The organism is Mesobacillus jeotgali (assembly GCF_031759225.1).
Lineage (GTDB): Bacteria > Bacillota > Bacilli > Bacillales > Cytobacillaceae > Mesobacillus > Mesobacillus jeotgali_B.
The window spans coordinates 2,929,235-2,955,117 of sequence record NZ_CP134494.1; the positions used below are offsets into that span (position 1 = coordinate 2,929,235).

The window sequence follows — 25,883 nt, forward strand, 5'->3', positions numbered from 1 at the left end:
AGGTTCTTTTTTAACTGAGAATTATTTTCATCTTAAGGAAAGTGTAGCACTATTGATTATCATTTTCAATGGAAGGAGATTAATTGTCACACTTATTTAACAAGTTCGGAACGAAGCGGCCCTGATTTGAGAATTCCGATTCATACTTCGTCAGCTCTCTCAATGCCTTTTCCTCCGCTGGGATCCTAATGGATAAAATAAGGATATTCAATAGAGTAAAAACTGCCATTGTAAAATAGGCATTGAACATTAAGGGAATAACGATCAACTCTATCGCCACTATTAAATAGTTAGGATGCTTGATAATCTTATATGGACCTCTCTTGACGACATTGGCGCCCGGAAGGATGATGATTTTTGTATTCCAGAACTTTCCCAATGAAGACAGTGCCCAAATCCTCATTATCTGTGTAAAAATGAACAGAGCAAGCAAGACCGGCCAATATCCTGACAGATTTTTATCAAAGAGAATCACTTCGACGATAAAAGTTATGAAAAAAGCTGTATGGATGGCTACCATAGCAGGATAGTGTCCCTGTCCAAACTCTACTGCCCCCTGCTCTTTCATCCATGCTTCATTTTTTCTGGCTATGACAAGTTCGGTCATCCTCTGAAAAATGACTAATCCAACAAATAGGAGGAACACCATGTTATTCCCACCTCATCAATAACAATTCCGAGCTGAAACCGGGCCCAAGGGCTGCGCCCAAGCCAAGATCGCCTTCCTCCGCTGTCTCCATGAACCTCTTTAATACATATAGTATAGTCGCCGAAGACATATTCCCATATTCTTTCAAGACCTCAAGTGAAATCCTCGTCATTGTCTCTGGAAACTTCAAAGCAGAAACATAGGCTTCAAGTACTTTCTTTCCTCCTGGATGTGCAATAAAATGATCAAGATCCTGAACGTCAAGGCCTTTAGTATTTAAAAATCTTAAAACATTGGGCTGCAGCCAGTTTTCGATGATCGTCGGTATATCCTTGGAAAACACGACATAGAGTCCTTCATTTTTCACTTCCCAGCCCATTACATCTTCCGAATCAGGCATGGTGGTGGACTGTGTACCAATTATATTGGGGGCAGCAGATTTTTTCATTATATTTTCATAGCCGGAACGATCCCCGCATACCAGGGCACATGCAACCCCGTCTGCAAACAGCGAAGTTCCGATCAGATTGCTTTTCGAACGGTCGTTTCGCTGAAAGGTTAAACTGCACAATTCAATTGATAGCACAAGAACTTTTGCTTCTGGATAGGCAAGGCAATACTCATAGGCACGCGACAACCCCGATGCCCCGCCTGCACACCCGAGGCCCCAGATCGGAATTCTTTTCGTATATTGAGAAGAAGGAAGGACATTCATTATTCTCGCATCAATGCTCGGAGTCGACACACCCGTGCTGCTGATGGTAAAAATAGCATCGATTTCTTCAAGATGGACTTCGTCTGTTAAGAATTCATTGTTCTTCAGGCAATTCAAAATGGCTTTTGCCCCAAGATCCACAGCTGCCTCAATATAGGCATCATTCTTTTCTTCAAATGTATGGTCATGTTCAAACCATTCAAGGTCTTTTGCAAAGTGGCGTTTTTCTATTTGGCCATTCTGAAAAACGGTGATCAGCCTTTTTATGTCTTTAAAGGATTCACTGAAAAGATTTTCTGCAAAATCCATTACCCTATCCTGCTCTATAGAATATGGCGGTACAGCTTCTGCGATGGATATAACTCTCGGCATGTTTATACTCTCCTCACATCTATGTACGGTTACTTTTTCCATTTACCCGGAGAGTATACAGTCAAACTAGCATGTCGCTATGAAACGAAAAAAAAGCTTTCCCCGCAATAAGGGAAAGCCTAACGTTTTGAAGGAGTTGCTGTGCAAGTTCATTATACAATGCACCGGGACCTTGTACATTATAAAATCTTTACCAGTTGACAAGATATTTCAACGATTAGTCTCTGTTTTTACCTCAATGGCTGCTTTTGAGCAAGGCAGCTCCCACATTTAGAGCAGAAAGATACCCTTTCGGAAGTCAGTACCCCTCTATAAGGGTACCATTCAGGCAGAAAGATACCCTTTCGGAAGTCAGTACCCCTCTATAAGGGTACTATTCGGGCAGAAAGATACCCTTTCGGAAGTCAGTACCCCTCTATAAGGGTACTATTCGGGCAGAAAGATACCCTTTCGGAAGTCAGTTTCCCTCTATAAGGGTACCATTCAGGCAGAAAGGTACCCTTTCGGAAGTCAGTCTCCCTCTATAAGGGTACCATTCAGGCAGAAAGATACCCTTTCGGAAGTTAGTCCCCCTCTATAAGGGTACTATTCGGGCAGAAAGATACCCTTATGCAAGACAGTTCTCTTACATAAGGGTACCTTTCGAACAGAAGTTACTCTTTAAGCATGTAAATCCACTTGTTTTTACAACTCATATTAGGGCAAAGCAGTACACATACTATTGCTTACAGTACGTGTACTTGAGCTGGCACTCCTCAAAATCCATGAATCGTCATTCCACCGTCGACAAACAGGGTTTGTCCAGTGACATAATTCCCGGCATCCGAGCTTAGGAAAACCACCGGACCCACTAGCTCTGGAAGCTCACCGATTCTTTTCAGTGGCGTAACAGCGAGGATGTCCTGTACATATGCTTCGTCGGCCAACAGCTTTTCAGTCAGCGGCGTTTTGAAGTACCATGGCCCGATTGAGTTCACATTAATCCCGTATTGTCCCCATTCCATAGCGAGCACCTTTGTCATCTGCATAAGGGCGGCTTTAGTCGCTGCATAGACCACACCTGTCCTTAGCGCTACCTGTCCGGCAACAGAGGCAATATTAATGATTTTACCCCCTGCGTTTTGGTCCTTCATGATTTTTCCTGCTTCCTGGGACATCATGAAGGCTGATTTCAGATTTGTATCCATGATTGTTTGCCATTCTTCATCCGTTGCTTCGAGAGCCTTTGAACGGATGTTCATTCCCGCATTGTTGACAAGAATATCAATCTTTCCCCATTCCGAGCTTACTGCAGATATCGAATTATGTACTTGGTCCCTCTTTGTCACATCTGTCGGCAGCACGAGAGTTTTCCTTCCTAAATTTTCAATAACAGAAGATGTTTCTTTGAGATCTTCCTCCGTTCGTGAAAGTAAGGCAACATTTGCTCCAGCCTCAGCCAGACCAATGGCGATCGCCCTGCCGATCCCTCTACCAGCACCTGATACTATTGCTGTTTTCCCCTCTAAATCAAAAGATGGCAAAAACATTCACATCATCCTCCCGCTTTAAATTGATTTCATTTTAACATATTAAGCAGGAGATTCAGGTTTCGTCGCCCGGACATCAACTAAACTTTTTACTCAAAAGTCTCCATATAAAGCATCTCGTCGAAAGAAAAAGCACCAAACTAGGTGCTATTTTTCGTCGGATTGCTTTTGTACTTCAATCCAGATTTGTTTTTCGGCTGCTCCCCCACATATATTACAAACTTTCACTTCATCATATATGAGGCGGCAATGTTCGCAATAAAATTTTTGCATGAATACCACTTCCTGATCGATGCATTTTATATTAGTTTATTAGCTTGGGTGTGGATTGGTGATTCCTTTTTTTAAAATGTCAAGTCGTTCTGTCACATCCCGAATTGCTTGTTTCCTTATTTGCTCATGTTTTCACATGGATGTATTCACAAATTCTTCACATTTACCCCGGCTGCCATGTGACTTAAATCACTGTATTGACGCGTTTTCACCATTAACATAGTAAATATGTCAGGTATGAACAATTTGTGAACTGTCTGAAACCATATTTACGTTTCCAAATTGTTTTGTATTATGAGAGTGTACTTATCAATTAATAACGGACATTTTTACGAAGGGAGTGGACCGGGATGGCTCAGCCTGGAATCGGGAAGAAAACACATACGAAGGTGGAAGAACAATCTTCTTTGAAAGGAACACTTGCATCTGTGTTCTTGTTGGGATTCTTTTTAATTGCTACTTGGGTAGGCGTTTATTTATTATTTGTTAATCGTTTTTAAGAGAGACCAAAAGGGGAGAAAGAAGTTATGCATATTCATAAATTTGAAAAGATCTGGCTGATATTCGGAATTACGACACTAATCGTATTCCTATCTGTTATCGGAGTCAGCGCCTTCTATTTAGGCAACCAGCCTCCAAGCTGTCTGGCAACAATCAATCCCGAAAAGGTAGACACTACTGCACCTTTCAACGAGCCGGGACTGAAGAAGGTTGAAGGAAAAGAATGGGATTACGAACTCGTATTCGTAGCATCCGCATTTTCCTACAATCCTGGACAGGTAGAAGTTCCAAAGGGAGCAAAGGTGAAAGTAATCGCGACTACAAAAGACGTCATCCACGGCTTCCAGGTGGCAGGCACAAATATCAATATGATGCTTGAGCCAGGATATATCAGTGAGTTCGTCACAACTTTTGACAAAGCTGGCGATTACCTGATTGTTTGTAATGAATATTGTGGTGTCGGCCACCACATGATGTCGTCTAAAATCGAGGTGGTTGAATAATGAATACAAAATTAATTAATCCAAAGGTAGACCGCCGAGACGGCAAATTGGCAATGGCCCACTTCTATGTCGCTTTCATCGCACTTGCGATTGGCGGTCTTGCAGGTTTGCTCCAGACACTCGTCCGTTCAGGAAAATTCGAATTGCCTTCATGGACTGGTTATTATCAAATCCTCACCATCCATGGTGTTGTCCTCGGACTGGTTTTAACTACATTTTTCATTATGGGATTCCAGCTCGCTTTAGTGAGCAAAACATCCGGTACATTGACAGATAAACAACGTTTGACTGGCTGGATTGGTTTCTGGACTATGACAATCGGTACTGTAATGGCTGCTGTCATGATCCTGACGAACCAGGCTTCTGTCCTTTATACATTTTACGCACCACTGCAAGCTCACGCACTCTTTTACTTAGGACTCACGCTTGTCATCGTCGGAAGCTGGATCGACGGAGCTGCACTGATCATGGCTTATACTGCATGGAGAAAAGCGAATCCAGGAAAACCTAGTCCACTGCTTACTTTCATGTCACTTGTAAACACGCTTATGTGGATTGTAGCGACAATCGGTGTCGCCGCAACTGTATTATTCCAACTGCTTCCTTGGTCACTTGGCCTTGTTGAGCGAGTTGATGTATTGGTCAGCCGTACATTGTTCTGGTATTTCGGCCATCCGCTTGTATATTTCTGGCTGTTGCCTGCATATATGGCCTGGTACGCAATCGTGCCAAAAATCATCGGCGGAAAGATATTCTCTGATTCATTAGCTAGGATGTCGTTCATCCTGTTCCTGTTGTTCTCAATCCCAGTTGGTTTCCACCACCAGCTAATGGAGCCAGGTATTGACCCGGCATGGAAATTCCTTCAGGTTATTTTAACATTCCTAGTTGTCATCCCATCATTGATGACTGCATTCTCGCTATTTGCGACATTTGAAATGTTTGGCCGTTCTAAAGGGTCTACTGGCCTATTCGGCTGGGTTAAAAAGCTTCCTTGGGGCGATGCACGCTTTGCTGTACCATTTATCGGAATGCTTGCCTTCATCCCTGCTGGTGCTGGCGGATTAGTAAACGCATCCCATCAGTTGAACCAGGTAGTACACAACACCATCTGGGTTACGGGGCATTTCCATTTGACACTTGCGACTTCAGTAGTCCTGACTTTCTTCGGAATCTCTTATTGGCTGGTCCCTCACCTTACAGGCAGGGTACTGACAAAAGCTATGAATAAACTAGCAATCATTCAAGGTATCGTCTGGGCAATCGGAATGACCTTCATGTCCGGTGCCATGCACGCAGCCGGCCTGCTCGGAGCTCCACGCCGTTCATCTTTCTCAACTTACGGTGGTGCAGAGCAAGCTGCTGAATGGATTCCTTACCAGGTTGCACAGGCAGTTGGCGGATCGATCCTATTCCTTGGAATCATCCTGATGCTTTACATTTTCATCAACCTTGCGTTCTTTGCACCTAAAGGGGAAGAAGAATTCCCTGTTGGGGAGGTTGCTGATGCAGCCGAGAAAACTCCAATGGTATTTGAAAATTGGAAGCTATGGCTTGGCATCACAGTCCTTTTAATCCTATTCGCATACACAATACCGTTCATCGATATGATCGAAAATGCACCAATAGGATCGAAGGGATACAAATTCTTCTAAAAGTTCTATCTTGCAAAAAAATAACCAAAACAGGGATAGAAATTACAAAAAATTTCTTACCCTGTTTTTTTTATTGTTATAAAAAAAATAGAATGCCTTAGCATCCTATTTTTTTATATTATTTAATTAAAACTCTGCATTTCCTGGTGTACGAGGGAATGGAATGACATCGCGGATGTTCTTCATTCCTGTTAGATACATAACAAGTCGCTCGAAGCCGATTCCATAGCCAGAATGCTTTGTGCTGCCGTATTTTCTAAGCTCGAGATACCACCAGTAGTCTTCTTCAGACATACCAAGTTCTTTAATTCGTTCTGCAAGGACTTCTTCCCTTTCCTCACGTTGGCTTCCGCCGATTAACTCGCCAATTCCGGGAACTAAAAGGTCTGTAGCGGCAACTGTCTTGCCATCCTCATTCGCTCGCATATAAAATGCTTTGATATCTTTCGGATAGTCTGTTACGAAGACAGGTCGCTTGTAAATTTCCTCGCTAAGGTAACGTTCATGTTCCGTTTGCAAATCCGTTCCCCATTCAACTGGGTACTCAAATTCCTTGCCTGAGTTCTTTAATAATTCAACAGCTTCGGTATAAGTAACTCTTCCGAAATCGGATTCCAATGCATTCTGCAATCTTTCAATAAGCGTTTTATCAATAAAGCTGTTAAAGAAAGCCATTTCTTCTGGTGCATGTTCAAAAACATAATCAATGACATACTTGACCATTTCTTCTCCGAGGTCCATGATATCCGGTAATTCTGCAAAGGCAACTTCAGGCTCGACCATCCAGAATTCTGCTGCATGTCGTGCCGTATTTGAATTTTCCGCCCTGAATGTCGGGCCAAAGGTATACACATTACGGAAAGCAAGAGCAAAGCTTTCCGCATTCAATTGACCGCTCACGGTTAAGTTAGTTTCTTTGCCGAAGAAGTCCGCACTTTCATCCACTTTTCCGTCTTCGGTCTTTGGAAGCTGGTTCAAGTCCATTGATGTTACACGGAACATTTCCCCTGCTCCTTCAGTATCGCTTCCGGTAATAATCGGTGTATGTACATAGACAAACCCTTTGTCTTGAAAGAATTTGTGAAGGGCATAGGATGCAAGAGATCTTACTCTGAAAACGGCTGAGAAGGCGTTGGCTCTCGGACGTAAGTGAGCGATTGTTCTCAAATATTCAAGGGTATGTCTCTTTTTTTGTATAGGATAATCTGTATCCGACAATCCCTCGACTACAATTTTAGTTGCTTTAATTTCAAAAGGCTGTTTCATGTCAGGAGTTGGTACAAACTCACCTTCTACTAAAACAGAAGAGCTAATTGGCAGCTTTGTAATTTCTTTGAAGTTATCAAGGGTATCTTCAAAAACAACTTGTACACTCTTGAAGAATGTTCCATCGTTTAACTCCATAAAGCCAATGGTTTTGGAATCGCGAAGGGTACGGATCCAGCCTGTAAGTTGAACAGTTTCGTCTTTAAAGTTTTCTTGATTTCTGTATAAATCTTTTACTACGGTTTTAATCATGATTAGCCTCCTCATGGTAATTTTTGCAATAAAAAAAGCCTTCTATCCCCAAAAAAGGGACGAAAGGCTGAACTTCCGCGGTACCACCCAAATTGTCATAAAATGACCAACTTTACTACTGCTATCCCAGTCTGTAACGTGCTGGAAACGTCTAAGCCTACTCACGATATCCCTTTCGGTTAGAACTCAAAGGTGTTCTTCATTTATGCTTCATCGCCAGGCTTCCACCGTCCCCAGCTCGCTATCGAATATAGCAAAAACTACTTTCCTTTTCATCGATTTTAAAATATGTAGTTATCAAAAGCATTTTTACTGTAATAATTTATCACAAAACATAATCTTTTGTCTAGTTGCCGCCCCATTTATAAACAATAATCCTCAAAATCATTATGTACAAAAACAATTTCCTTAAACTAAAATCCTGTTATATCTGAATGTTGATTTCACAGTGTTTAAAAATAAACGGAGAAATTCCCGCTTAAATTGAAAAAGAGCATATTTTCCATAAAAATAAGGGGCGTTTTTCCGGTTATTTAATCAAAATCGTTTCATTTTGTCATTTTTTCAGCAGTTAACCGGAATACCTCAGCCTATTTTTGCTTCAAAAGCTTCCTTTGTATGCAATAGCCGGAAATTCTCCGCTTATGAATTCTCATACGTGCTCGAAAATCCACAATGAATGATGATAACTGCGTCTAACTAAAAATGCTTTCATTTGAACAGTAAAAAGGAGCTTGGATTGAACCAGGCTCCTTTCTCTCTCCACTTCAAAAGAGATTGACTCACACAGTGAAGTGCTTTTTTTGCTTCCGGCTCGGAATTGAGATATTGATAGATATTACAGATATGATAATCAACGCGGATCCAAGCATTTGAAGACCGCCCAGCCTATCACCATACACCAGTATTCCCAGCATGGTGGCAATGACGGGTTCCAGTGTAGCAACTACTGCAGCAGTACTGCTTTCCGTCCTTTCAAGGCCCCAGGAGTAGGCAAAATAGGCGACCACAGTCGGAAAGATTCCCAATCCTATCGCATAAAGCCAGGCATCCCCAGCGAAAAGAACAACCGCCTTGCTGGTTATACCAGTTGTCGGAACCAGGGCAACCGAAGCTACAAGGAATGTATACAATGTGACCGTAAAAGGATGGTAACGTCTTAATGCGATCTTGCCAAAAATACTGTAAAGAGCGTAACCGAACCCTGCCCCTAGGCCAATAAGGATACTGGAGACAGAAAATGACATTCCCCCCTGCCCTGTAATGCCAGCGGCAAGTGTACAGCCAATGACTGTCATGACAATCGCCAACAGTTTCTTCCTGTTAATGCTTTCTTTCAGGAAAAGAAATGATAACACCGCAACGAAGGCAGGAGAAGTATACAGTAAAGCTACTGCAATCGGGATATTCATCAGGTTGATTGCCGTAAAGTAAGACCAATTGAAAAACACAATACTTAAAATCCCTGTACCCACAAAAAGATACAAGTCTTTCATCCTGATTTTTAAATGACTTCGGTAAAAAACAATTCCCACCAAAATCAAAATAATGGCTGCGGTCAACACACGGATGGCCACAATCTCCATTGCACTGAAGCCGGCATTATTCAGGCCTTTAACAAAAAAGCCGATCAGGCCCCACATTGCCGCAGCAAACGCGATCATAAAATAAGGCAATTTCCCGTACATACATTCACCACACAGAAAAGATGGCAGGAAGACTGCCATCTTGTTTTGTAAAATAGGACCTTACTAGACCAGCTGGTATACTTTATTGTATTTTTCGTATAAATAATCCACTAAATACTGGGCATTGAGTCCCTCTCCAGTTACATCAGTCAAGATTTCAAGTGGTTTTTTCATTTTTCCATGCTTATGGACTTTCTCAGTCATCCACTCTTTAATGGGCTGAAGATTTCCTTGTTCCAGGAGTTCCTCATAGTCAGGCAGGTCTTTGAGCATGGCGTTCTTAAACTGGGCTGCATACATATAGCCTAAAGCATAGGATGGGAAGTAACCAAAGCTGCCGCCAGCCCAATGGACATCCTGAAGGACACCCTGTGCATCATTTTCCGGCCTGATGCCGAGATACTGTTCATATTTGTCATTCCAGATCTGAGGAAGATCCTTTACTTCTATTTCATCATTGAACAAGCCTTTTTCAATTTCATATCGTACCATTACATGCAGCGGATATGTCAGCTCATCTGCCTCGATCCTGATCAAGCTCGGCTTTGACTCATTGACAGCTCGATAGAAATCCTCTACCTCCACTCCTGAAAACTGTCCATCTGAATACTCCTGCAGCAGGCTGTAGTTGTTTTTCCAGAAAGAGTAGTTGCGCCCGACAAAGTTCTCATAAAAAAGTGACTGGGATTCATGGATTCCCATTGAAGTGCCTGAACTCATAGGCGTTCCCACTAGCTCTTCAGAAATGTTTTGTTCATAAAGTGCGTGTCCGCCCTCATGGATTGTTCCGAAGACAGCAGTCCTGAAGTCTGATTCATCGTATTTCGTCGTAACCCTTACATCCCCAGGGTTAAGTCCCATTGCAAATGGGTGGACCGTTTCATCGAGGCGTCCAGCATCAAAGTCATAACCCATTTGTTTGAGGATTTCCAGACTGAATGCACGCTGCTTTTCCTTAGGGAAATGCTTGAAAAGGAATTCAGTTTCAGGCTTATCTGTTGAACTGGAAATCTGCTGAACGAGTGGGACGATTTTATCTCGAAGGTCTCCAAATACCTGGTCAAGAACCTCGACTGTGACACCAGGCTCATACATATCGAGCAGCGTATTGTATTTATTTCCTTCATATCCCCAGTAACCTACGAATCTCTTAGTCGTATCGACCAGCTTTTCAAGATACGGCCTGAACAGTTCAAAATCCGATTTTTCTTTTGCCTCTTCCCATACACTTTCGGCTTTTGATTGCAGAATCACATATTCACGGTATTCTTCCGCAGGGATCTTCTTATTGCGGTCGTAATCCTTCCTGCACTCATCCAGTGTTTTACGGGTGATTTCAGATAAACTTGTTTCATTAGAAAGACGTGCTATGTATGATGCCATTTCTTCTGAAGTTGACATATTGAACAGCTCGGAAGAAAGTACCCCGATCACTTCAGAACGCTGACCTGCTCCCTTTTTCGGAGCTCCTGTCCTTAAATCCCAATAAATCAAAGAAAGCGCCTCTCCATAGGCTGCCATTTTTTTAACATAATCTAAAAACTTCTTTTCTGTTTGCAATACTTCACCCATTCAGTTCACCCCATTTTTCTCTTTCCATTCTATCTTATCATACTTTTCTGAAATTTACGTTCGCGAATAACAAAAAGGTACCATGCAAATAAATGAGAGATTCTATCTGAATTAGTTTATAAGTTAATAATAATACTAATCTATTATGGAATAAAATAAAGAACAACAGGCGAACCTGTTGTTCTTTGGAATCAGAGGATGTTTTTAATTTATCATTTTGTTTTTCCTATTGCTACACGCCATGTTTCTGGACCTTCTTCGAGATACTCCCATGAAAATGATTCCGGACGCTCCATCATGAATTGATATTGCAGAGGCCTAGGGTCATGGTCATTGACAATTTGCATGAATTCACCCTTTTGCAGTGAGTCGAAGTTTTGGAATATGGTCGGGTGTTTTTCACGGGGTGCGTAATCAGGAACATTGATAATAACGTTGAATGTCATTTCTCTCTCTCCTTTTTTATGATCTTTACATTTTCATTATAAGTCTGTGAAAACTCCTTTGTAGTGAGCGCGGTCACAGTTTGACTATGACTTCTCTCATTCAAGAAATAAGCTTCTGCAGAGATCTTACCTAAAAAAAGAGGAACTTCTCCTTCAAGGGAGAAATCATATGAAAGGGAGGGATTTTTGTGAAAGAGTTAGTAGGCAGCTGTGAGCGCTGTGGGAAAGAGATTTTTTGCCTGGACGGTTTTTTGAATGGTGTCCATAAAGATGGAAGAGTCCTTTGTTTTGAGTGTGAGGAAGATGAGGAACAAAAATCATCATAAAAAAACCGCAAAGCGAGGAGCTTTGCGGTTTTCCAATTATTCTTCATCAACAGCCAAATCTTTTACAGGCAGTTGCTCTCCTTCTTTATGTGTCACTTTACGCAGGTTGAACAGTGCTTTTACGCTGAATATTGCCAGCGCAGCTACACCAATCAAGAAGATTGAATCAGGAATCGCTCTCAACGTCAGGAGCATTTCAACTGTCTCCTGCTGTAAGAACTGAGCTGAGCGGGAAGCAGCATAGCCATTGAAATAAGCTTCTTTTAACTGCAGATAGCCTACTGGCAGCAAGGACAGGAATACCATGCCAGCCAAACCGACGTTCAGCATGATGACAATGAATTTTACCCACTTGTCGCTCCACTTTTCTGGCTTCACAATATTGCGCAATGAGTAGATCAGTACTGCTCCTGCGAACATTCCATATACCCCCATCATCGCCGCGTGGCCGTGGGCAGGTGTCAGGAATTGGCCGTGCTCAAGGAAGCTGACTGCTGGCAGGTTGATCAGGAAGCCAAGTACCCCTGCACCAACCAGATTCCAGATCGCTACTGAAATCAAGAACCAGAATGTCCCTTTGTAAGGGAAATCCACTCCCCCATCCCTCATCATTTTGTACTGTTCGTATGCTTCCAGAATGAGCAATGTCAACGGGATGACTTCAAGGGCAGAGAATACAGAACCCAATGCAATCCAAGCCTCTGAAGAACCATTGTAATAATAGTGGTGACCGATACCGATGACACCTGCTCCCATCAGAAGGATCAGTTGGAAGTATAATGCTTTTATGGTTGATTTCTTTGTGACAAGCTTCATTTGGACCATCAAGAATCCTATGACTACGACTGCGAAAACTTCGAAAATACCTTCTACCCATAGATGGATGATCCACCAGCGCCAGTAGTCAGCAAAGGTATAGTGTGTACCTGGATTGATCATGAAAGCAAAGAAGTAAAAGGCTGGTACAGCGATTGCTGAGTAGAACAATAGGTGAATCAATCCGCCTTTGTCGGATTCCCTTTTCAAGCCACCCTTGATGCCGCGGAATACAATGAACAGCCAGATCAGCATTCCGGTTGCAAGAATGAACTGCCATATACGTCCCAGTTCTAGGTATTCCCAGCCCTGATGACCTAGCAGGAACCAATTGTTGCCAAGGTAGCCGTTAGCACCGAGCCATTGGCCGATCATGCTGCCAGCTACAAGTACAACTAGTGCCCAGAAAAGGATGTCGACTAGTAATCCCTGGCGTTTTGGTTCATGGCCGCCGACCAGTGGAGCGATGAATATACCCATTCCGAGCCATGCAGTTGCTATCCAGAAAATCGCCAGCTGCAGATGGAAGCCTTTTGTAATGTTGAATGGAAGGATATCATGGACCCACTTCATCCCGAAGAAACTGTCAGGCTCGATATAATAGTGAGCAAGCAAGGCTCCGAACATTGCCTGGACAAAGAACAGTACAGATACAACTGCGAAATACTTGCCTGTTTTCAATTGCGAAGAGGTAAGCGGCAGCTTCCTCAAATCGATTTTCGGGAAGTTCCCGGCTGTATAAGCCTCTTGCATTCCCAGGTGATAACGATAGAAGACAAAGAGGATCAATCCGACGAACAAGATCAATATGGTCACGCTCGCCCCGCTCCACCAGATTGCCGAAAATGACATCGTGTTCCCTGCGTCTTCATAATAAGGCCAGTTGTTAGTATAAGTGATTTCATCGTCTGGTCTTTCTGTACTTGAAAGCCAAGCTGTCCAGAAAAAGAAATCAGCGATCTGTTCAATCTGGTCGCCCTTTGAGACCCAGGCCCGTTCTCCATCAGGCATATGTTTTTCCTGGATCAACCCTGGCTTCAGACCCCATTGGTCACCCTCTGTAAAAATTGTATGATAGAATTCCCTTACCTTTTCGTGCCCGTAAATTTGAGCATCTGTCAATACCAGCTTATCTTTATCAGGCACATAACGGTTTTCACGCATTTCCTTCATGACAGTGTCTCGGATGATTGTTTGTTCATCCTCTGCTAAGCCTTCGAAATCTTCACCGTATTTTTCCTGTGCCCTGAAGTCTTGCATCCCATCAGAATAAATCTTTAGTGCCTCTGCTGTATAATCAGGCCCCATATAAGAACCATGTCCTAATACAGTTCCATAATCCATCAAACCATATTTCTGGAAGACAGCCTGCCCTCCCATGATGCTTTCTTTCGTTAAGATGATCTCTCCTTTTTCGCTTGTGACTTCAAGCGGCCTCGGAGCCATATCTTTAAAAATCCAGTAACCCCCTGTCAGGAGTACTGTAAAGCTAAGTAATAATGTAATGATGAGTACGGATTTTAACAGTGAGTTTGTATTTTTCTTGACCACTGTCTTCTTGGATGTTCCATGCTGGATTTCCATCTACCATACATCCCCTTTCCTGATTGATTTACAACCTAAGCATAAAGGGAATGCGATGGAAAGTTTGTGAAGTTCCTCATTTGTCAGGTGTGATATTTCCCACAGCGATGATAATTATTTTCATAAATACGTCAAAATATGATTCAGGTCACTTAACCCTTATTAATCTCTTGATAAAATTTACGATAGATAATGAATTCAATAGTTAGAGGAGCAGATTGATATGCATATATCTCAAATCAGACAGCAATTGAAAGAAGTTCCTATATTCAAAGAACTATCACAGGATGAGCTGAATCCAATTGTGGAAATCGCCCAGCCGAGATTCTTTAAAAATAAAATGTATGCCTTCATGCAGGGAGATCCGCTTGACCGGGTGTTCTTCATCCATTCAGGGAAGGTGAAAATTTATAAAACAGACTCTTCAGGAAGAGAACAAATTGTGTCGGTCCTTGAATCTGGCGAGATGTTCCCTCACGCTGGCTTCTTCAGGAAAGGCCAGTATCCCGCCCACGCGGAAATAATGGAAGACACACAGATGATCATCGTCCCAATTTCTAAATTTGAAGAAATCCTGGTTGCCTATCCTGAACTCTCTATTAAGTTATTCCGCGTACTTGGTGAGAAAATCATCGATTTGCAGGCGAGACTTGAGGAACAGATTCTTCATAATACCTACGAGCAAATCATCATGCTGTTGCTTCGACTATGCAAGACAAATGGTGAAAAGAAAGAGCATGGTTTCAAATTAACCACCCATTTTACCAATAAAGAGTTTGCCAACATGATCGGTACTTCGAGGGAAACCGTCAGCAGAACGATCAACCATTTAAAAAAGAAGGATTACTTAAGCTTGGACGCTGAAGGTTTTTATCTGATCGATCATGAAAAATTGCATCAGGAATTGTTTTAACAAGAAAAAGTAAGTTTTCGAGTTTAAGTGATGCCCATCACGGAAGAAAAGAGTGAAAATGATTATCATTTAATCATACCAACTATTGTAATTAGGAGCTGATCGATATGGAACACAGAACGATTGAATTGGATGTGCGTGAGGATATCAATAACAAGCTGGAGCCTTTCCAGAAAATCATGGAGGCCATTGGCGAGCTGCAATTGAATGACAGCCTGATCCTCCATGCTCCTTTTAAGCCTGTTCCGCTTTATAGAGTGTTAAAAGCAAAGGGTTTTGAACACGAGGTTGAAAAGATCGAAGCAAAACATTATAAAATCACTTTTACTAAAACGGGAGGGAAGTAAGATGATCCTAGATAATAGAGGGCTTGAACCGCCTCAGCCAATGATGAGGACGCTCGCGAAGCTTGAAGAGCTTGAAGCAGGGCAGACGCTTATCATCATTAATGACCGCCGACCAATGTTCCTGTTCGAGCAGTTGGATGAACTGGGCTATATTTATTTGACTGAACAGCAAGAAGACGGCAGCTATCGTGTGACGATTTCCCGAAAAGCGGGGTGATTGAATTGTTTCAACAAAGCAGTGGCAACGAGACAAATATTAAACTACCTTTTTCTTTCATCGGCTTCAGCATGCTGGCCTTGGTCCTTTCGCAGCTGCTGATCCTGCTGAACGGCGACCTTCTTGTTTCCGGTATATTCAGGCTTCCGGCAATCTGGTCGGCTGCCCATCTGTTCGTGCTTGGGTGGGCACTGATGGTCGCTATGGGCTCAATGTACCAGCTGGTCCCTGTCGCCTTCCTGACACCAATCTGGAATGAAAGATTCGGGTTCTGGCAGCTGGCAGTTACGGTAGCAGGAATCATTTCCTTCGCTGGCGCACTGTACTTTCGTCCACAGGATGCCATGATTCCAGGACTACTGACATTGCTCGGCATCTTGATGTTCATTTTCCAAATGTTCATGACGCTGCAAAGCCAGGCAAAGCCAAATATCCTGACTTTGTTCGTAGGGACTGCGCTATTTTCCCTGCTTGCTACCATTTCACTTGGTATCACACTAGTAATGAGCATGAAGACAGGCTTTGCATCAGAATATTATCAAGCCATTTTTAAAACTCATATCCTGCTGGGTACCGTGGGATGGTTCTCATTATTGATCTTTGGTTTTTCCTATAAAATGGTCCCGATGTTCTCACTTTCACATGGATATTCCATGAAACCTGCACCCTTTGTTTTCGCTATTTATGTTGTTGGCATCTTTCTCTTAATATTTTCTTTCATGACAGGCAGCCATTTGCTCGAAGTGTCTGGAACCTTCTTCTTATTAGCTGGTTTCTTGACTTTTAGCTGGCATGTTAAAAAAATCATTGATAAGCGCGTGAAGAAGAAACTCGACCGTCCCTTCATGTTCGCTTTATTTGCCATCGGCTGCGGGGCATTAATCCACTTAGCCGCACTGGCAGCAAGTGCAGCAAATCTGTTTTCAACAATGGCAGGACCGATCATCTTACTCTATTTAATAGCCTGGATCGCATTCAGCATCATCGGTTATTTGTATAAAATCGTTCCATTCCTGTGGTGGACTCATAAATACAGCAAGGAAATCGGCAAAAAGAAAGTCCCTGCATTAAAGGACATGATGGATGAAAAGTTGGCATTGCCTCTTTTCCTTATCTTCACTGCCGGTACAATTCTTCTTTTACTTTCATTCACAGTCAAGTTGATGCCAATCTTTTATATCGGCCAGGGCTTGATCGTTATAGGAACGGTCCTGTTCAGCTACATCATCGCAAAAGTGATAACCATATAAGGGGGAAATTATAATGAACGAATTAAAGGATAAAATCAGGGAAAATTTAAAAACTGTGATCGATCCAGAATTAAATATTAATGTAGTAGATTTAGGCTTGATTTATGAAATCGATGTACCAGAACCTCGCACTGCAAGAGTATTAATGACTTTAACGACACCAGGCTGTCCTCTTCATGACAGCATCGCCAGCGGCATAAAATATTGCGTACAAGGCATGGAGGAAATTGACCATGCAGACGTCCAATTGACCTGGGAGCCGGCCTGGACACCGGATCGGATGACGGAGGATGGAAAAAGACTGCTTCAGGGCTTTTAATGGAGGGTTTTACGCTCAATTTTTTTAAACAGAACAGCTTCTAAATTGGCTAAAAGTCTTATGGAAAGTAAAAAAACGCTTGGATTCCAAGCGTTTTTTGCATGTGATTATTTAGGTGTTGAAAGGCCAAATGACAATGCCTGACGTAAGTTGTTTTCCGCTTCCTGCAATTCTGCCAACTGCATTTCATCAGTCTGGATTTCATTTCGCAAAGCCTCGGTACTAGTAGTAAGAGCTTTAGATATACGCTGGAAGTCGATAAAAGAATAATTCATTGCCATCCCTCCGTTTCCTGCAAAATTCAAATATAAGTATATTTTATTCACCTTCACTTTTATTTATTCCTGAAAATTTGCCCATGTATCTCTAACTGTTGGCTCTGTTAAACTTGGCTGTTGATTTTCGTTACAGTCGCTTCGCTTTCCGCGGGCAGTCGGGGAGCCTCCTCAGCCCTTAAGCGCCTGCGGGGTCTCCCCATGACTTGCTTATCCCGCAGGAGTCTTCGCGCCTTCCACTACAATCAACAGGGAGTTAAAAAAACAACATTTTGCTTTAACAGAGCCAACTTTTTAAATACCAAAAAGCCTCCTGGTCATCCAGGAGACTTCTTGTTTATTTATCGGTTCTTGGTGGGCGCTTTCCCCAGTACTGGTAGTAATCTGTGCGGATGAACCCATTGAACAGCTTCCGCTTCTTTGTTGCCGGCTTTCCGTACACTTGTTCAAAGTCCTCATTCGATGTCAGCATATAGATGGACCATGTATCGAGCGGAGCAAATGCCTTGCCCATCTGGCTGTACATTTCTTCTACAGCTTTCTTTTCACCCAATCGCTCCCCATATGGAGGGTTGCCAACAATGACACCGTACTCTTTCTTTGTCGTAAAGTCCTGGACACGCATTTGCTTGAATGTAATCAAGTCGCCAAGTCCGGCTTCAAAAGCATTCTCTTCAGCAATTTTCACCATACGGTGGTCGATATCCATGCCGCTGATATCTAGTGGCTGATCGTAATTTGCAAGGTCTTCCGCTTCCATCCTTACTTCGTCCCAAACTGAATCGGGAAAAATCGGCCAATCTTCCGATACAAATTCCCTGTTAAAGCCAGGCGCAATATTTTGTCCGATTAATGCAGCTTCAATCGGAATCGTTCCAGATCCGCAGAACGGGTCAACAAAAGGCTTGTCCGGATTCCAGTTGGTCAGCATGACCAAAGCAGCTGCAAGGGTCTCCTTCAACGGAGCCTCCCCCTGGCCTGTCCTGTAGCCGCGCTTATGAAGACCGCTTCCGCTTGTATCGATTGTAATTGTGGCAACATCTTTAAGCAACGCAACTTCAATCTTGTAAAGTGGACCGTTCTCTTCGAACCAGCCAGTCTTCTTATAAGATGTTCTCAAACGTTCGACGACTGCTTTCTTCACGATTGCCTGACAGTCGGATACGCTGAAAAGCTTGGATTTCACTGATTTGCCCGAAACAGGGAACTCAGCATTCTCCGGCAAAAACTCTTCCCAAGGAAGCGCCTTTGTCTTTTCAAAAAGCTCGTCAAAGCTATAAGCCTTGAATTCACCTATTTTAATTTTGATCCTGTCAGCTGTACGCAGCCACATATTGCTTCTCGCAATAACGCGCGCATCTCCTTTATAGGTAATTTTCCCATTTTCAACCTGGCACTCATATCCAAGGTCACGGACTTCTTTTGCAACGATGGCTTCCAAACCCATTGCAGACGTAGCGATTATATCGAAATTCTTCATCGTTTCACCCTTTATATCCAATATCTATGTAATCCATTATTAAGTTGCCCAATAGACTAAATATACATAAAAAAAGCTCTCCTGGCAAAAGGAGAGCTTTAGTAAACACTCATACAAATCCATTAATAACGTTCTGTAAGCCATGTTTTGTACCTTCGTACTGCAAACGACCAAATGTCTCGTACTCCGGCGGTAATCATCTATCTACAGATGAGAACTCATCTGTCCTTCCCTTTGTTCAATTCCTCCAGGAAGGTGCCCCTACCATCGTTTGGGTTTCTCGCTCGTGGGGTTTACCTCGTTCCACCCTTCCGATTTCTCGGAAGGCTCCGTCACTGTGGCACTTTTATAGGTATTCATGCCATATCGTTGCCGACTTAGGCATTTTCCCGGCCGTCAGCCAAGCGTGAGCCCGACTGCCCTGGCTTATGAATTGGCCAGGCACGAACACTACAGGCATCTCAGCCTGTGCGAGCATGGACTTTCCTCTGCAGCAGTGCTGCAGCGATTACCCGAACGTTATTAACAGCTACAAGAAACATTATATGAAACATCGTTTGGAAAAGCAATGGTAATACATTTCAAAAACTAGCAAATGCTGGATTAATCGTAAAGCTTATCCCCGAAAACATGCTTTTCAAGATTCGACAGCCTTTTAAGGATATCGAAATTCGTTGTGCCAGCTGCCTGTGTGCTTGGTCTGCGCGAAGCTTCATCAAGCTGTTTCTTTAGGCGAAGATTGTCCTGTTGCAGCTCCTCAATCTCCTGCTGCATCGCTTCATAATCCTTGATGATCGTATCAAGAAACTTATCTACATCTTCTGGCTTGTAACCACGCATTGCAGTTTTGAATTCTTTTTCTAAGATATCTTTAGCAGTTAACTGAATTTTATCGGATAGCATTCCATTCACCTCAATATACCCCAATCGTCACATTTATTTTTTCAAAAAGACGGCGATTTGTCAATTTTTCTTTCATAAGGCTTATTTCGTGTTTGTACAAACAGGAAATTTTATGATTAAAAACCTTGCTGCTTCAATTGTTCTTCTTCTACTACCATTTGTAAATCGTATAAGGTGATTAATCTTATTTCATATTCGTTTGTTTCTTGATATTTTTTGGCTGTTTCATATTTGAATTTAGGACTGCCTTCCTTTTCAGGATCGTATAGGAGGACCAGCAGATCACTTTTTTCTATTAGAAATTGGTTTTTCAGCCTGAATTGCCATGGTTTTTCGTAAGGTTTTTTCGTGATGGAATCGACATGGTCAGCTCCAGCAAGCACGGATTCATACCACTCTTTATTTGCATCCTTCCATGTTTCCTCCTGATTAAGGAAGGGAGTGAACACCGATAGTTTGAGGTCAGGATATTCTTCCTGAAGTTCGAATACTGCCTCGCCTGCCCATAGTTCTACACCGAGCTGTCCACTGATCATAACCCATTCAAGGCCTTCCTCAATTAAAGGGATCAAGCTTTTTTTGATCGCCATTTTTATGTATTCAGCCGCTGGATGATCATGCTGGAATACGCCAATTTCAAAAGGTTTATAACCTGATATCGCAGCTACTTTTGCCATGCTTTCTCCTTTGAACTTATTCGTCATAACTCCATATTGAAGGTATTCCCCTTAAGCTCTAAAAATTACACCTGAATTTTTTAAAAAAACAAGGGCTGCAATAGCCCTTGTTGAAGTCATTTTATCGACCAAATCCTGGACCGCCAAATCCGGGTCCACCAAATCCTGGACCGCCAAATCCCGGGCGTGGTCTAGGTCCAACTGGAGCCACTCCGCCTGGCACTGGACCAGGTCCGCCATAATGATTCTGGTGTGTCACCTGATTAACTGTGGACTGTGTTTGCGGGAAATAATGGACATGATCATAATTGATGTGGTTTACATTGGTAGTGTGTGTTGGATGAACATGCGGAACCACATTGTTTATAAAGTTATGGTTCGTGCAGCACTTAGTAGGATGAACTACTGTTGGCAATACATGTGTAGGCTTGCAGTGCATAGTGCATAACTCCTTTCATTTAGACTTATTGTTTACATTATCAGCCTATGAAGAAGTCATGCGTCTTGTACTAATGAAAACACCTATTTTTCATAAGAATCTGCAATGGAGTCCATTGTTGGATTCTTAAAGGAATGTGTAAAAGTTGTCCTTAAGACCGCTGAAAATAACAGCGATGAGAGTGATCACGACAAAATATAGAACTAATACCGCTTTATACATCAAACCCGCCCCGTAAAATTATATTGTTTTTTTACACCATACAATTTTACATTTTACAACGTCGTAACCATACATACAACAGGATATTACAGGTTTTTAAAGGTTAAATGTTAAAATTTTGTTACAATTACATATTCTTTGGCGAAACCTGCCATGAAACCGATTTATTTTGGCGAATTATGCGCTTCCCCGGGAAATTCTTTTCGGGAAATCCTCCTGATCCTTTTTTCGAGCTCTTCTGTAAAAATCATGTCTTTTTTTGCTGTACCATTATCCTTCTGGTGAATTTCTTCAGCAAGCCGGCAATATTTTATAGCCAGCTCAAGATTCTTTTCGCGATGCTCATAATGCTTGGCCAGTTCGATGCACGCTTCTTTCTGCTGCTTACTATTTCCTTTGGCTGCAGTTTCTGACCAAAGCTCGACAGCTTTATGCCATTCTTTATGCTTTTTATACTCAAAAGCCAGTGCGTGCTTGGCTGAAATCTCTTCCACACTCCCATCGTCAAGGAGACCCTTGAATGTTTGCTTCGCTTTTTCTGACTGCCCAAGGTAGGAGAACCAGCGACCCACCTCGTAAGTCTCCCGTGGTGTTTGTGAACAGTCCCTCCCAAGAATCTGGAAGGTTAGATGTGTATAGAGAGTCAATAATGACAGGATATCCGTTTCATTGTGCTTAATGACCCCCAATAAGCCTTCAGGGTTCTTCCGCTCCAGAAAATCAAAATAAATCATCGGTGCCAAAAAGCCAGGAATATCGTCCTTCCTTTCAAGGCCCAATACCTCCTGCTCCACAATGCTCAGCTTCATCCGCTCAATCTTATGCTTCCACAGCCTTCTTGCTGCATGATACAAATCAAAATGGCCATAGGATGGCAGTTTGGGAACATGGTCACGGACAAGGGTATGCCTCGTTTTGACCTGTGGCCAATCGAAAGCCTTGCCATTATAAGTAACCAGTGTTGTGTAATCAGCATTCGTTAAAAAGCTCTGGTAAAGTGCTACTTCCGCCCCCGGATTCGGCAGGATATGCTGTTTCAATTTCACCGATTCCCCTGATATCGAAGCATGGCCTAGCAGGAATATTGTATTCCCAGCACCACCCCCAAGCCCTGTCGTTTCGGTATCAAAAAACACCAGATCATCCGGACGGTGGCCGACTGCGGAAAGCGGATGCTTTGTCTGCTCTTTGTTCCATAGCGAAACAGCCTCCAGAAGGTCACCGAATTGGAGATTGCCATGCTGATGGTCAAGAGGATAACTTACTTCCCTGACCAAACAGTATTGCCCATCAAAATAGAAGGGGGAAACCTGTTCCTGTTCCCAGACATCAAGAAACGGGATGTCTGGCGTTTCTTCTACTATCGCCGGCTCCGCCTTTGGTCTTTCAACTCCGCTTTTAATATGGGGTTTTAGTCTGTTCAATTTATTTTTGAGGCTCACATTCCCCCCTCCTTTCCTATACAGCTGCTTTAAGGAATAAATTCAGCAGTTTTACTACATCTTTTTTAGAGTGGATCGATGTCGTATCTGTTCCGATGCAAGACGGACATCCTTCAGAGCACTGGCAGTTCAAGACCATTTGCTTTGTTTGGTTCAGGATCTCTTCGATTCCGCTATATATTTTTTCACTTAACCCGATTCCTCCCGGGTAGCGGTCATAGAAGAAGATGGTTGGCTTTTCATTGTGGGCAGCCTTGACCTGAGGGACTACATGCACGTCCGAAGGATCACACATGACAAATAATGGTGCGATATGCTTTAGTGCCTGTGATGTGCCAATTAATCCTTCTTCAAGGCGGTCATCACCAAATTCGGATAGTTCCTTGTTCAAAGATATCCAAGCTGAGCTTGTATGAAGCTCCTCTTCTGGAAGGAAAATCGGTCCAGAACCGATATTCTCATGGGTTTCAAAGCGGATTTTTTTGAAGATGGTTGCCATTGCCCTTACACTGACATCTCCATAACCAATTTCTGTTTCTTCATTGCCCCTCATTTTATCTTCTTCAAGGACACTAAGCTGGACAGCAAGATTGGCATCGGTAAAATAATCGACATCCACTTCCCGGACAAAGGCCTTCTTCTCCTCCCAATCAAGCTTTTCCACCTGGAATTGGATACCCTGATGAAGGTAAATAGCCTCTTCATGCAGCAAAGTCATCGCTGAAAAAGTATCCATTTCTCCAATTACCCTGACATTGGCTACATCTGACTGATCGATGATCACGACATTCTCCTGCGACGCTGAACGCAAACTGATATTGTGCGCGGGGAAAGCATCGTTCATCCAGAACCATTTGTCTCCGTTCTGATGCAGGATCCGCTCCTCTGTCAAATATTCAAGTATCTCTTCAATTTCAGCTGCACCAAAATTATCGCCTTTTTTGAATGGCAATTCATAGGAAGCGCATTTGATATGGTCAATCAGGATAATCAAGTTATCTGGATTGATCCTTGCTGTTTCCGGACTGCGGTTAAAAAAGTAATCAGGATTCTGGATCACGTACTGATCAAGCGGACTGGAACTTGCCACCATGATGACAACCGATTCCCCGTGCCTGCGCCCTGCCCGTCCTGCCTGCTGCCAGGCACTGGCAATCGTCCCAGGGTAACCGTTCATGATACATACCTGGAGCTGGCCAATGTCTACACCCAATTCCAGTGCATTTGTACTGACTACCCCATAGATGTCACCAGAACGCAGTCCTTTTTCAATTTCTCGCCTTTCTGTCGGTAGATAACCTCCCCGGTATCCTCTGATCGCCTTTGGTCCCAGCTTATGTTTTACAAGCTCCTGGAGATAAGTCAGCAAGATTTCTACTCTCACCCTGCTTCTTGCGAAAACGATGGTCTGGATCTTATTTTTCAGGAACTCGCCTGCGAGCCTCCTCGTCTCAAGTGTCGCACTTCTTCGGACATTCAGCGGGATATTGACGACTGGCGGATTATAGAATAAAAAATGCTTTCGCCCTGTCGGAGCTCCATTATTGTCGATCAACACCATTTCCTTTTCAGTCAGACCTTCAGCCAGCTCAAGCGGGTTCGCAATCGTGGCCGAAGTACAGATGAAAACGGGATCGCTTCCATAATAATTGCAAATTCTCTTTAATCTTCTTATGACATTTGCCACGTGGCTGCCAAAGACCCCTCTGTAAATATGCAATTCATCAATAACGACATATTTAAGATTTTCAAAAAGCGAAACCCATTTTGTATGGTGCGGCAGGATTGCAGAATGAAGCATATCTGGGTTTGTAATAACGATATGCCCTGCCCTCCTCACCTTCTGGCGTATATTAGACGGAGTGTCTCCGTCATATGTATAGCTGTTGATTGCCAGCTCCGCCTCCTGGATCAATTCATTGATTTCACTTTTTTGGTCCTGGGCAAGCGCTTTTGTAGGAAACATATACAGAGCTCTTGCGTTCGGATCATCAATGATCGATTGAAGCACTGGCAGATTGTAGCATAATGTTTTTCCTGATGCAGTCGGAGTGACAGCCACAATGCTCTGACCCTGCATGATTTGATCATAGGAGGACTTCTGATGTGTGTAAAGACGGGAAATTCCCCTTCTCTCTAATGCTCCTTTTAAAATCCCGCTTAAGTCCTCGGGCATTTCCTCTATTCGGGCTTCTCTTTCTTCAATCGTATGCCAGTGGACAATATTCCTCTTTACCGATTCACTAACCTTTAAGTCTTGCAATATTTCTTGCATGCTTTTCCGGACCTTCATAGCGTTCACCTCATTATCACTATTTTACCGAATAAATGTTCGTTGCAAAAGATAAAAGTGCATTTAAATACAATGCTATTTTTTGGCATGTCAACTGACTGATCATTTTTATAGCTATCCAATTGTCCATAAAGCAATCAGTGGTGTCATTTAATACAACCATTTGCTAAAATAGAAGGAACAAACAGCTAATTGAGGTGTTTTTTTTGGATAAAAATGAGGTGAAAAGTGTCCTGTCCAAGTTTTCTTTGTTCAGGGACCTTGATGATTATGAACTTGATAAAATTGTAGATATATCAATCTCGCGGGAATGGAAGAAAAACAGCCATATTTTCATGCAGGGCGATCCGCTTGAAAATGTGTATTTCATTCATGAAGGGAAGGTCAAAATATATAAAAGTGACGCAAATGGCCGGGAGCAGATTGTGGCCATCCTGAAAAAAGGCGAGATGTTCCCGCATGTCGGTTTTTTCCGGAAAGGCGGCTACCCAGGTTATTCAGAGGTTTTGGAGCAGGCAAGCCTTGTCGTCGTCCCGATTTCACAATTCGAGAAAGTCCTTGTGGATAATCCCCACTTGAGCATCAAGGTATTCAAGGTGCTTGGTGAAAAAATTGTTGACCTTCAGGAAAGACTTGAAGCACAAATACTGAACAACACCTATGAACAGATCATAAAGCTTTTGATCAGATTAGGTGAACTGCATGGAGAAAAACAGGAGGATGGCAAGGTGCTGTTGAAAGCTGATTTCACCAATAAAGACCTCGCCAATATGATTGGGACGACTAGGGAAACGGTAAGCAGGACGTTAACTAAAATGAAAAAAGATGAACTTATCCTTACCGATTCAAACGGGAACATGATATTGGACCCTGATGTCTTAATGGATGAGCTTGTTTAATTTTTCTCCATACTATACCTTACTGGATAGACATATCCTCAAAGCAACCATAATTAAACG

25 protein-coding genes, 1 other RNA gene and 1 other annotated feature are annotated in these 25,883 nt (G+C 42.7%); of the genes, 10 read left to right on the top strand and 16 right to left on the bottom strand.

The genetic code is table 11. The features are described from left to right. Positions 1-79: 79 nt before the first annotated feature. The 3 genes from RH061_RS14730 to RH061_RS14740 all read right to left on the bottom strand — a co-directional run bounded on the left by RH061_RS14730 (position 80) and on the right by RH061_RS14740 (position 3,265). Entirely contained in the window at positions 80-649 is a 570-nt protein-coding gene (locus RH061_RS14730; RefSeq protein WP_311071264.1) for an isoprenylcysteine carboxyl methyltransferase family protein, read from the bottom strand. 1 nt (position 650) lies between these two features. After that, complete coding sequence (locus RH061_RS14735) at positions 651-1,736, bottom strand: type III polyketide synthase (RefSeq protein ID WP_311071267.1); 1,086 nt, start codon at positions 1,734-1,736, stop codon at positions 651-653. 755 nt (positions 1,737-2,491) lie between these two features. After that, positions 2,492-3,265 (bottom strand): SDR family NAD(P)-dependent oxidoreductase, encoded by a 774-nt coding sequence (locus RH061_RS14740; protein ID WP_311071268.1) that lies wholly within the window; start codon positions 3,263-3,265, stop codon positions 2,492-2,494. A 623-nt stretch (positions 3,266-3,888) separates the two neighbouring features. Here RH061_RS14740 and RH061_RS14745 point away from each other — a divergent pair. Genes RH061_RS14745 through RH061_RS14755 form a run of 3 tightly spaced genes read left to right on the top strand, consistent with a single transcriptional unit; the run spans position 3,889 to position 6,197 of the window. Beyond that, the gene (locus tag RH061_RS14745; protein ID WP_192470442.1) at positions 3,889-4,038 is read left to right on the top strand and encodes a cytochrome c oxidase subunit 2A; all 150 of its coding nucleotides are present in this window, start codon (positions 3,889-3,891) and stop codon (positions 4,036-4,038) included. A 27-nt stretch (positions 4,039-4,065) separates the two neighbouring features. After that, complete coding sequence (locus tag RH061_RS14750) at positions 4,066-4,542, top strand: cytochrome c oxidase subunit II (protein ID WP_311071270.1); 477 nt, start codon at positions 4,066-4,068, stop codon at positions 4,540-4,542. After that, positions 4,542-6,197 carry a b(o/a)3-type cytochrome-c oxidase subunit 1 gene (locus tag RH061_RS14755; protein WP_311071271.1) on the top strand — a complete coding sequence of 552 codons (1,656 nt, stop codon included), beginning with the start codon at positions 4,542-4,544 and terminating at the stop codon, positions 6,195-6,197. Before RH061_RS14750 ends, RH061_RS14755 begins: the two co-directional genes overlap by 1 nt. Before the next feature lie 126 nt (positions 6,198-6,323). On the opposite strand, the gene asnS is transcribed toward RH061_RS14755, so the two are convergent. From asnS to RH061_RS14775, 4 genes are all read right to left on the bottom strand, one after another. After that, positions 6,324-7,715: an asparagine--tRNA ligase gene (asnS, locus tag RH061_RS14760; protein WP_311071272.1), complete on the bottom strand. Its 1,392-nt coding sequence runs from the start codon at positions 7,713-7,715 to the stop codon at positions 6,324-6,326. 52 nt (positions 7,716-7,767) lie between these two features. Further along, positions 7,768-8,000 (bottom strand) — a binding site (T-box leader). A 497-nt stretch (positions 8,001-8,497) separates the two neighbouring features. Then, positions 8,498-9,403 (bottom strand): EamA family transporter, encoded by a 906-nt coding sequence (locus RH061_RS14765; RefSeq protein ID WP_311071273.1) that lies wholly within the window; start codon positions 9,401-9,403, stop codon positions 8,498-8,500. A 63-nt stretch (positions 9,404-9,466) separates the two neighbouring features. Then, positions 9,467-10,975 carry a carboxypeptidase M32 gene (locus tag RH061_RS14770; RefSeq protein ID WP_311071274.1) on the bottom strand — a complete coding sequence of 503 codons (1,509 nt, stop codon included), beginning with the start codon at positions 10,973-10,975 and terminating at the stop codon, positions 9,467-9,469. Between the two features lie 212 nt (positions 10,976-11,187). Next, positions 11,188-11,421: a DUF2249 domain-containing protein gene (locus tag RH061_RS14775; protein WP_311071275.1), complete on the bottom strand. Its 234-nt coding sequence runs from the start codon at positions 11,419-11,421 to the stop codon at positions 11,188-11,190. 188 nt (positions 11,422-11,609) lie between these two features. Here RH061_RS14775 and RH061_RS14780 point away from each other — a divergent pair, with 188 nt between their 5' ends. Further along, on the top strand, positions 11,610-11,747 hold the full coding sequence (locus RH061_RS14780) for a hypothetical protein (RefSeq protein WP_311071276.1): 138 nt from the start codon (positions 11,610-11,612) through the stop codon (positions 11,745-11,747). A 36-nt stretch (positions 11,748-11,783) separates the two neighbouring features. On the opposite strand, the gene RH061_RS14785 is transcribed toward RH061_RS14780, so the two are convergent. Next, a complete protein-coding gene (locus tag RH061_RS14785; RefSeq protein ID WP_311071277.1) occupies positions 11,784-14,147 on the bottom strand; it encodes a nitric-oxide reductase large subunit in 2,364 nt (787 codons plus the stop codon). Between the two features lie 223 nt (positions 14,148-14,370). On the opposite strand from RH061_RS14785, the gene RH061_RS14790 reads away from it, so the two are divergent. The 5 genes from RH061_RS14790 (at position 14,371) to RH061_RS14810 (ending at position 17,193) form a co-directional block, all read left to right on the top strand. Beyond that, the gene (locus tag RH061_RS14790; protein ID WP_311071278.1) at positions 14,371-15,060 is read left to right on the top strand and encodes a Crp/Fnr family transcriptional regulator; all 690 of its coding nucleotides are present in this window, start codon (positions 14,371-14,373) and stop codon (positions 15,058-15,060) included. 107 nt (positions 15,061-15,167) lie between these two features. Continuing rightward, a complete protein-coding gene (locus RH061_RS14795; protein ID WP_311071279.1) occupies positions 15,168-15,407 on the top strand; it encodes a DUF2249 domain-containing protein in 240 nt (79 codons plus the stop codon). 1 nt (position 15,408) lies between these two features. Next, positions 15,409-15,624, top strand: coding sequence for a DUF2249 domain-containing protein (locus RH061_RS14800; RefSeq protein WP_214908490.1), 216 nt, complete (start codon positions 15,409-15,411; stop codon positions 15,622-15,624). Further along, positions 15,621-16,874, top strand: a complete 1,254-nt coding sequence (locus RH061_RS14805; protein WP_463675594.1) for a hypothetical protein — start codon at positions 15,621-15,623, stop codon at positions 16,872-16,874. Before RH061_RS14800 ends, RH061_RS14805 begins: the two co-directional genes overlap by 4 nt. 13 nt (positions 16,875-16,887) lie before the next feature. Further along, the gene (locus RH061_RS14810) at positions 16,888-17,193 is read left to right on the top strand and encodes a metal-sulfur cluster assembly factor (RefSeq protein ID WP_311071281.1); all 306 of its coding nucleotides are present in this window, start codon (positions 16,888-16,890) and stop codon (positions 17,191-17,193) included. A 107-nt stretch (positions 17,194-17,300) separates the two neighbouring features. On the opposite strand, the gene RH061_RS14815 is transcribed toward RH061_RS14810, so the two are convergent. The 8 genes from RH061_RS14815 to RH061_RS14855 form a co-directional block, all read right to left on the bottom strand. Beyond that, a complete protein-coding gene (locus RH061_RS14815; protein ID WP_311071283.1) occupies positions 17,301-17,525 on the bottom strand; it encodes a hypothetical protein in 225 nt (74 codons plus the stop codon). Positions 17,526-17,805: 280 nt separating this feature from the next. Beyond that, a complete protein-coding gene (locus tag RH061_RS14820) occupies positions 17,806-18,948 on the bottom strand; it encodes a THUMP domain-containing class I SAM-dependent RNA methyltransferase (RefSeq protein ID WP_311071284.1) in 1,143 nt (380 codons plus the stop codon). Positions 18,949-19,079: 131 nt separating this feature from the next. Continuing rightward, positions 19,080-19,468, bottom strand: an RNA gene (rnpB, locus tag RH061_RS14825) — RNase P RNA component class B. A gap of 83 nt (positions 19,469-19,551) precedes the next feature. Next, on the bottom strand, positions 19,552-19,851 hold the full coding sequence (gene gpsB / locus RH061_RS14830; RefSeq protein ID WP_213369514.1) for a cell division regulator GpsB: 300 nt from the start codon (positions 19,849-19,851) through the stop codon (positions 19,552-19,554). A 116-nt stretch (positions 19,852-19,967) separates the two neighbouring features. Further along, positions 19,968-20,528, bottom strand: coding sequence for an SLOG family protein (locus RH061_RS14835; protein WP_311071286.1), 561 nt, complete (start codon positions 20,526-20,528; stop codon positions 19,968-19,970). Between the two features lie 121 nt (positions 20,529-20,649). After that, positions 20,650-20,967, bottom strand: a complete 318-nt coding sequence (locus tag RH061_RS14840; protein WP_311071288.1) for a CotD family spore coat protein — start codon at positions 20,965-20,967, stop codon at positions 20,650-20,652. Positions 20,968-21,353: 386 nt separating this feature from the next. Beyond that, entirely contained in the window at positions 21,354-22,631 is a 1,278-nt protein-coding gene (locus tag RH061_RS14850; RefSeq protein WP_311071291.1) for a ribonuclease H-like domain-containing protein, read from the bottom strand. A gap of 16 nt (positions 22,632-22,647) precedes the next feature. Next, positions 22,648-24,924 carry a DEAD/DEAH box helicase gene (locus tag RH061_RS14855; RefSeq protein ID WP_311071293.1) on the bottom strand — a complete coding sequence of 759 codons (2,277 nt, stop codon included), beginning with the start codon at positions 24,922-24,924 and terminating at the stop codon, positions 22,648-22,650. Positions 24,925-25,130: 206 nt separating this feature from the next. Here RH061_RS14855 and RH061_RS14860 point away from each other — a divergent pair, with 206 nt between their 5' ends. Then, positions 25,131-25,823: a Crp/Fnr family transcriptional regulator gene (locus tag RH061_RS14860; RefSeq protein WP_311071294.1), complete on the top strand. Its 693-nt coding sequence runs from the start codon at positions 25,131-25,133 to the stop codon at positions 25,821-25,823. Positions 25,824-25,883 lie beyond the last annotated feature (60 nt).